Here is an 8023-nt window from a genome sequence, read left to right as displayed (position 1 = left end):
CCGCGTGGTCCCACGGGAATCACGAGGCCGCCGCGGAGCTTGCGGCCCGCTACGGCTACGGTCCGGCGCGCGAACTGTGGAAGATGCGCCTTATGTCCTCAACCGCGGAACTGCCCGACGCCGGCCTGCCTGAGGGAGTCTCGCTGCGCGCCTTCGTGCCGGGTCAGGATGAGTCCGCCTGGCTGGCCGCCAACAGGGCGGCATTTGCCCACCATCCCGAGCAGGGCTCCCTGACCAGGGCCGACCTGGACGCCCGAATGGCCGAGGATTGGTTCGATCCCGCAGGTTTCCTGCTCGCCGTGAACCCGGCCGGGGAACTGCTCGGATTCCATTGGACGAAGGTGCACCCCCGGCAAGGACCCCATCCGGCCATCGGGGAGGTCTACGTCGTGGGTGTGACACCCGCGGCCCAAGGCCTGGGGCTTGGCAAAGCGCTCACTGTCGCTGGCATCAGGTATCTCCAGAGCCACGAACTGCACTCGGTCATGTTGTACGTGGACGCCGACAATACGGCGGCCGTCGCCCTTTACCAGAAACTGGGCTTCGTTCGTTGGGACGTCGATGTCATGTATGCGCCGTTAACCGGGAAGTAACCCGGAACCAAGGCGTATCTGAAAGGCTAGGACATCTAGGATTCCGGTACGTGGAATCCTTGTAGGGTTGAATCAAACCCCGCGCTGAACGAAGGAGAGCCCGATGAACCCGGACCCGGTCGGAACCACCAAAACCGAGGTCAAGGCGCAACCTTGCCTCCCCGCTTCGGGTCTTCCGAAGTCCCGGCTGCGCGGGCAACCCAGGACCGCATCGACATTCCTGAATTTGCGCCCTCCCTGGAGCCCGAAGGCGACATCAGCCCGGACCGCTTCCTGGACCGCGAGCTAAGCTGGCTCGCCTTCAACTCCCGCGTTCTTGAGCTCGCGGAGGATCCGGACCTCTTCCTCCTGGAGCGGGTCAATTTCCTCTCCATCTTCGCCTCGAACCTGGATGAATTCTTCATGGTGCGCGTTGCCGGCTTGAAGCGCCGCATCGCCACGGGACTCGCGGTGCCCTCCCCCGCCGGACTGAGCCCCATCGAAGTCCTGGAGCAGATCGGCGATGCCGCCCGGAAGCTGCAGGAACGCCATGCGCGCGTATTCGCCGAGCAGATCCGCCCCGCTCTGGCCTATGAGCACATCCACCTCATGCGCTGGGACGAACTCGACGACGAGGCCCAGCACCGCTTGAGCATCATGTTCGGCGAGAAGGTCTTCCCGATCCTCACCCCCCTCGCCGTCGATCCCGCCCACCCCTTCCCCTATATCTCCGGGCTTTCCCTCAACCTGGCCGTGATTGTCCGCAATCCGGTCAGCGACAAGGAACTGTTTGCCCGCGTCAAGGTCCCGGACCAGCTCCCGCGCCTCGTCTCGATCGACGGACCGCGTGCCGGCGCGGTCCCGGGCCGGGTGGCACGCTTCATCGCGCTCGAAGAGGTCATCGCGGTGCATCTGGACAAGCTGTTCCCCGGAATGGAAGTCATGGAGCACCACACCTTCCGCGTCACCCGCAACGAGGACGTGGAAGTCGAAGAGGACGACGCGAGAACCTCTTGCAGGCGCTTGAAAAAGAACTGCTGCGCCGCCGCTTCGGCCCGCCCGTCCGGCTTGAGGTCACCACGGACATCAACCCGAACATCCGCGCGCTCCTGGTGCGGGAACTCGGCGTCGAGGAATCCGAGGTCTACTCCGTTCCGGCTCCCCTGGACCTCCGGGGCCTGTCGGTCATCGGCGGAATTGACCGCGCCGACCTCCACTACCCGAAGCACGTGCCCCACACCTCGCGGTACTTGAACGAATCCGAGACATCCAAGGCCGCCAACGTCTTCGCGGCGATGCGCCGCCGCGACATCCTGCTGCACCACCCGTACGACTCGTTCTCGACGTCGGTCCAGGCCTTCCTGGAGCAGGCGGCCGCCGACCCCAAGGTCCAGGCCATCAAGCAGACCCTGTACCGCACTTCCGGCGATTCCCCCATCGTGGACGCACTGATCGATGCTGCCGAGGCCGGCAAGCAAGTCCTGGCCCTCGTGGAGATCAAGGCCCGCTTCGACGAGCAGGCCAACATCTCCTGGGCCCGCAAACTGGAGCAGGCCGGCGTACACGTGGTGTACGGCATCGTGGGACTCAAGACGCACTGCAAGTTGTCCCTTGTTGTCCGCCAGGAAGTGGATGGCCTCCGCAGGTATTGCCACATCGGCACGGGCAACTACCACCCGCGGACGGCCCGCTACTACGAGGACCTTGGCCTGTTGACCTCCAATGAGCAGGTGGGCGAGGACTTGTCCAAGCTCTTCAACCAGCTCTCCGGGTATGCTCCGAAGTCGACCTTCAAGCGGCTCCTCGTGGCGCCGCGCTCAGTGCGGTCCGGATTGATCGACAGGATCGAGACCGAGATCCGCAACGCCCGGGCGGGAATTGCCGCCAAGGTCCAGATCAAGGTCAACTCCATGGTTGACGAGGCCACCATCGATGCCCTCTACCGCGCATCGCAGGCCGGCGTAAAGGTTGACGTCATCGTCCGCGGCATCTGCTCGCTGCGTCCGGGAGTTCCTGGACTCAGTGAGAACATCACGGTCCGCTCGGTCCTGGGCCGCTTCCTGGAGCACTCGCGCGTGTTTGCTTTCGCCAATGCCAACGATCCCGTGGTCTACATCGGCTCCGCGGACATGATGCACCGCAACCTCGACCGCCGGGTCGAGGCGCTGGTGCAGCTCTCCAGCCGCGAAGATACAGCCGAGGTCATGGATCTGCTGCGCCGTTACATGGACCCCGGCACTGCCAGCTGGCACCTCGACAACGAAGGCCACTGGACCAGGTTCCACCAGGCCGAGGACGGCTCGCCGCTTCTGGACATCCAGTCCTGGCTGCTTGCCTCCCGGTCCCGCCAACGTGCAGTTGCCCGGCGGTAGGCAGCGAAAAGTTGAAGAGCGATACACCTATTGCGGACCAGACGGACCATCCGGGGGAGCCGATCGCCGTCACGGCGGCCGGCGCCATTCCTTGGCGCGTCACCAAGGGCACCCTTGAGGTCCTGCTGATCCATCGGCCCAAGTACGACGACTGGTCCTGGCCCAAGGGCAAGCTCGACGCCGGGGAAACCATCCCGGAGTGCGCCGTCCGCGAGATCAGGGAAGAGATCGGCCTCAAGGCTGCCCTCGGTATTCCGCTTCCTCCGACGCACTACCATGTGGCGGCCGGGCTGAAGGTGGTGCACTACTGGGCGACGCAAGTCAACGGGTCCATCATCAAGCCGGACGGCCAGGAAGTGGATGCCTACATGTGGGCCGCGCCGGACAAGGCGGCACGTTTCCTGAGCAACCCGACGGATGTGGGCCCCCTCCAGGCGTTGGCGAAGGCCCACCTCAATGGTGAGCTGGAAACATGGCCCCTGATTCTGGTGCGCCATGCCAAGGCCAAGCCGCGATCCTCCTGGACCAAGGCAGAGGGCAGCCGGCCGCTGGCCGTGACGGGCCTGCGCCAGGCACTGGCAGTCGAACGGCTTCTGGGCGTGTGGAAGCCGCTGCGGATCGTGAGCAGTCCCTGGGCCAGGTGTGTGTCCACCATCGCGCCTTACGCCAAGTCAGCCGGAGCCAAGGTGAAACTTGTGGAGGCCCTGACGGAACACCATCACCAGCGGAGCCCGAAGAAGACAGCCGCGATCGTCGAGGGCTTATTCGACAAGCAACGCGGGGTTGCGCTCTGCACCCACAGGCCGGCACTCCCCACCGTCCTGAAGACGCTCGGCGAGCGGATGGGCCCCGAGCTTCACGAGATGCTGCCGGCCCAGGATCCGTACCTGGCGCCTGGCGAGATGATCGTGTGCCATGTGGCCCGCGGAAACGGCCAGCGCGTAGTTGCCGTGGAACAGATCAAGCCCTTCGATGACTGACTCCAGTAAGCTGGGTGCGTGAGCATCCCAACCCCATATGAAGACCTCCTGCGCGACGTCATGGCCAACGGCACGCACAAGTCGGACCGCACGGGCACCGGCACTCGGAGCGTTTTCGGCCGCCAGCTGCGTTTCGATTTAAGCCAGGGTTTCCCGCTCATCACCACCAAGCGGGTCCACTTCAAATCCCTCGCGCTGGAACTCTTGTGGTTCCTCCGCGGCGAGTCGAACGTGAAGTGGCTCCAAGAGCAGGGCGTCACCATCTGGGATGAGTGGGCAGACGCTGATGGCGAACTCGGCCCGGTGTACGGCGTGCAGTGGCGCAGCTGGCCGACTCCCGACGGCGGGCACATTGACCAGATCGCAGAGCTCATGAAGGGCCTGGCCGCCAACCCGGATTCGCGCCGGCACATCGTTTCGGCCTGGAACGTGTCCGAGATCAAGGACATGGCGTTGCCGCCGTGCCACGCGTTCTTCCAGTTCTACGTTGCCGACGGCAAGCTGTCCTGCCAGTTGTACCAGCGTTCCGCCGACATGTTCCTGGGCGTTCCTTTCAACATCGCCTCCTACGCGTTGCTGACCTGCATGGTGGCCCAGCAGCTGGGCCTCGAGCCCGGCGATTTCGTCTGGACCGGCGGGGACGTCCACGTTTACGACAACCATGTGGAGCAAGTCACCGAACAGCTCTCCCGGGAGCCTTACGAGTACCCGCAATTGCGCTTCGCCCGCAAGCCGGACTCGATCTTCGACTACACCTTCGAGGATTTCGAAGTAGTCGGCTACCGGCACCACCCCGCGATCAAGGCGCCCGTGGCGGTATGAACGCCCAGGAAACTCCCGCCGCGGAGTCGCCTTCCCCCGGGGAGGCCGCGGAAACGCTCAACGGAATCGGCCTCGTGTGGGCACAGACCGGCAGTGGAGTGATCGGCAAAGGCGGGACCATGCTTGGCACGTTCCCGAAGATTTGCAGCACTTCAGCCGGCTGACAACCGGGCATCCCGTCATCATGGGCCGGAAGACCTGGGAGTCTTTCCCCGCAAAGTACCGTCCCCTGCCCGGCCGCACCAACATCGTGGTGACCCGGCAGCACGGCTGGGCGGACACGCCCGACGCACGTGGCGCCGTCGTCGTCTCCTCGCTTGACGCAGCGCTCCTCGAGTCCCAGTTCGCACCTGGCGGCCAGAACGTCTGGATCATTGGCGGGGGCGAGATTTACCGGCAGTCCATGGACATCGCGAATGTCGCCGTCGTCACGGTCATCGATTCCGACACCGACGGCGACACGTTCGCGCCGGAGTTCGGCGATGCCTGGAACCTTGAGTCGACAGAGCCGGCTGATGGTTGGCTGACCTCCAAGAACGGCACCAACTACCGGATCGCCACGTGGCGCCGGACGGAAGACTGAGAATGCTGAAGAAACCTGAGACCCTGTTCGTGCTCGGCTACATGTTGTTGCCGCTCTTCGCGCTCCTGTCCGCGATCGTCGGGCTCACTATGATCCTGGGCGGCAACAAGATCCTGGGGATCATCGTCCTGGTGGTGGTGACCCAGGTCTTCGCTTTTGGCGCGTTCTACGCCCTGCGCGCACGCAAGGCGGCCCTGCTGGAAGAGCGCGACGCCTCACCCAAGTAACTCGCATTTGTTGTCGTTTGAGCGCCCAAAACGACAACAACTGCGAGTCAGTTGGGTCGTGACGTAACCGACAGCGGCCGGGAGCCGCGAAAGTCTAGACTGGTTCAATGACTACAGCAGCTAATCCGTCCGTTGGACTGGTCGGTTGGCGTGGCATGGTCGGCTCCGTCCTGATGCAGCGCATGCAGGAAGAGGGCGACTTCGCCAACATCAACCCGGTATTTTTCTCCACCTCGAACGCGGGAGGTGCCGCGCCGTCATTCGCCGACGGCGCAGGCAAGCTCGAGAACGCGTTCGACATTGAGACTCTTGCCAAGCTGCCGATTATTGTCACTGCCCAGGGCGGCGACTACACGAAGCAGGTCCACGGCGAGCTTCGCAGCCGCGGCTGGGACGGGCTCTGGATCGATGCCGCGTCCACGCTGCGCATGAACGATGACTCCATCATCGTGCTGGACCCCATCAACCGGGACGTCATCGACGCCGGACTGTCCGGCGGCGTGAAGGACTACATCGGCGGCAACTGCACCGTCTCGTGCATGCTCATGGGGCTCGGCGGCCTCTTCAAGAACAACCTGGTCGAGTGGGGTACCTCCATGACCTACCAGGCGGCGTCGGGCGGCGGTGCCCGCCACATGCGCGAACTGCTGAACCAGTTCGGCACCCTCAACAACGAAGTCAGCAGCGAACTGGACGATCCCGCTTCCGCGATCCTGGAAATCGACCGCAAGGTCCTGGCGACCCAGCGCTCCGGCGTCGACGCCACCCAGTTCGGCGTGCCGCTGGCCGGCTCCCTGATCCCGTGGATCGACGCCGACCTCGGCAACGGCCAGTCAAAGGAAGAATGGAAGGCCGGGGTGGAAACCAACAAGATCCTCGGCACCGGCAACGGAAAGCCGGGCAAGGACCACGTTGTCATGGACGGGCTCTGCGTCCGTATCGGTGCCATGCGCTCCCACTCGCAGGCCCTGACGCTCAAGCTGCGCGAGGACTTGTCCGTCACCGAAATCGAGAAGCTCCTGGACGCTGACAACGAGTGGGCCAAGGTTGTGCCCAACACCAAGGAAGCCTCCATGGCGGACCTCACCCCGGTTGCTGCCTCCGGCACTTTGGAGATTCCGGTCGGCCGCATCCGCAAGCTCGAGATGGGCCCCGAATACATCAGCGCCTTCACCGTGGGCGACCAGCTCCTCTGGGGCGCTGCCGAGCCGCTGCGCCGCATGCTGAAGATCGCTACCGGCACCCTCTAGCAGTCCTGCTTTCACCAACTAACTCGCAGTTGATGTCGTTTTGAACGCTCATAACGACATCAACTGCGAGTAAGTTGGGTGCCTCAACGCTCCATGAAGCGCAGGTACTTGGCGGCCTGGAGCTCGAAGGACCGTTTGGCCGCTGGTGTCAGGCCTTCCGGGGCGAACGGTTCGGGAACGACGACGGCGGTCCGGCCAGTGCCGCTGCGGGACCAGGTGCCCACCACTTCGCCGCCAGACACAATCATGCGTTTGAAGACCCCGTTGCCGCCCGGAACGACCTTCTGGAAATGCTCCGGCGGCAGGACAAAGCTGCGGTCCGTATACCCGAGCAGGAATTCATCGAACCCCGGCAAGGCTAGGACGGTCCGCGAGCCGGGAACGCCGTCGTCGAGCAATGCGGCCGTCTCTGGCGACAGCCAATAGGACGTTGCACCAAAGACGAGCTCAACGAGTTGGCTGCGAATAGCCTCGTGGGCTGCCCGGACCTCGGATTTGGGGATCTGGGTCCACCACGCGAAGTCTTGGAGCGTGGCCGGTCCGTGACTGCGCAGATACCTGAGCAGAAATTCGGCAATCCCTTCTTCCCGCCCCAAGATCTTGGATTCCGGAATCCACTCGTCGAAAGCCACGAACAGTTGCTGTCCAAGGGCTTTGCCCGCCGTCCCCGCCGGAGGTCCTTGGACCAGCCACGCGTTCTGGCACAGGATCCAGAGCAAATGGATCCCCCGTTGGGCCGCGGTCACTTGGCCCGCGGATTCGAAGATCTTGAAAAGTTCCTCGCGCGTGCGCCCGGGCTGCCAGCGACGCGTTCAAGGGCAAGGTCCCGGCAGGCGGCGATGTCTGCCTTTTCGATGCCGAGTTCCCGGTGCCGTGCGGCAACCGAACGCATGGACCGCTCCGTGGTGATGCCCAGGATCCAACGCAAGTCCTGCGGCGGAACCAGGTGCAGCGTGCCCCTCATGGGCCAGGACCGGACCACGGTGCCGTTCTCCAATGCTTCCAGCACTTTCGAGAGGCCGGAACCGGGGACGCGCTGGCCCACTGCCCAAAACGCCGAGGCAAGGTCCTGGGCCTGCATGGCACCCATCGTGGAGACGCATTCCTCCGGGCTGCTGAATCCCCCAAGCAATCCCTGGCTAGCGAGGCGCAGCCTGCCCATGACTTTGGGAGTGACCCGGATCTCGCCGAAGCTGACATGGCCCCATCATAGGACG

Annotated in this window: 5 protein-coding genes and 3 pseudogenes; 7 read left to right on the top strand and 1 reads right to left on the bottom strand. The window is 64.2% G+C overall.

Annotated features, from left to right (window positions below; all coding sequences use genetic code 11):
• The 7 genes and pseudogenes from mshD to asd all read left to right on the top strand — a co-directional run.
• Positions 1–593, top strand: a 593-nt coding sequence (gene mshD / locus AHiyo1_RS01110; protein ID WP_084784294.1) for a mycothiol synthase, incomplete at its 5' end; no start/stop codon positions are given.
• A gap of 255 nt (positions 594–848) precedes the next feature.
• Positions 849–2944, top strand: a pseudogene (locus tag AHiyo1_RS01105) (RNA degradosome polyphosphate kinase).
• Between the two features lie 11 nt (positions 2945–2955).
• Positions 2956–3924 carry an NUDIX hydrolase gene (locus AHiyo1_RS01100; RefSeq protein ID WP_059387338.1) on the top strand — a complete coding sequence of 323 codons (969 nt, stop codon included), beginning with the start codon at positions 2956–2958 and terminating at the stop codon, positions 3922–3924.
• An 18-nt stretch (positions 3925–3942) separates the two neighbouring features.
• Positions 3943–4746: a thymidylate synthase gene (locus tag AHiyo1_RS01095; protein WP_059387337.1), complete on the top strand. Its 804-nt coding sequence runs from the start codon at positions 3943–3945 to the stop codon at positions 4744–4746.
• Positions 4743–5329, top strand: a pseudogene (locus AHiyo1_RS01090) (dihydrofolate reductase). The gene AHiyo1_RS01095 and the pseudogene AHiyo1_RS01090 overlap by 4 nt, the downstream one beginning before the upstream one ends.
• A gap of 2 nt (positions 5330–5331) precedes the next feature.
• Positions 5332–5556, top strand: a complete 225-nt coding sequence (locus tag AHiyo1_RS01085) for an NF038396 family protein (RefSeq protein WP_059387336.1) — start codon at positions 5332–5334, stop codon at positions 5554–5556.
• A 107-nt stretch (positions 5557–5663) separates the two neighbouring features.
• On the top strand, positions 5664–6806 hold the full coding sequence (gene asd / locus AHiyo1_RS01080) for an aspartate-semialdehyde dehydrogenase (protein WP_059387335.1): 1143 nt from the start codon (positions 5664–5666) through the stop codon (positions 6804–6806).
• Positions 6807–6889: 83 nt separating this feature from the next.
• Here asd and AHiyo1_RS01075 read toward each other — a convergent pair.
• Positions 6890–7968: pseudogene (locus tag AHiyo1_RS01075) on the bottom strand (winged helix DNA-binding domain-containing protein).
• Between the last annotated feature and the right edge of the window lie 55 nt (positions 7969–8023).

The organism is Arthrobacter sp. Hiyo1, assembly GCF_001263615.2.
GTDB lineage: Bacteria > Actinomycetota > Actinomycetes > Actinomycetales > Micrococcaceae > Arthrobacter.
This window is presented reverse-complemented; position numbering and strand designations above follow the sequence as displayed.

Coding starts and splice junctions, on each gene's coding strand:
- AHiyo1_RS01085 (WP_059387336.1), top strand. CDS start 5,332: ATGCTGAAGAAACCTGAGACCCTGTTCGTGCTCGGCTACATGTTGTTG.
- asd (WP_059387335.1), top strand. CDS start 5,664: ATGACTACAGCAGCTAATCCGTCCGTTGGACTGGTCGGTTGGCGTGGC.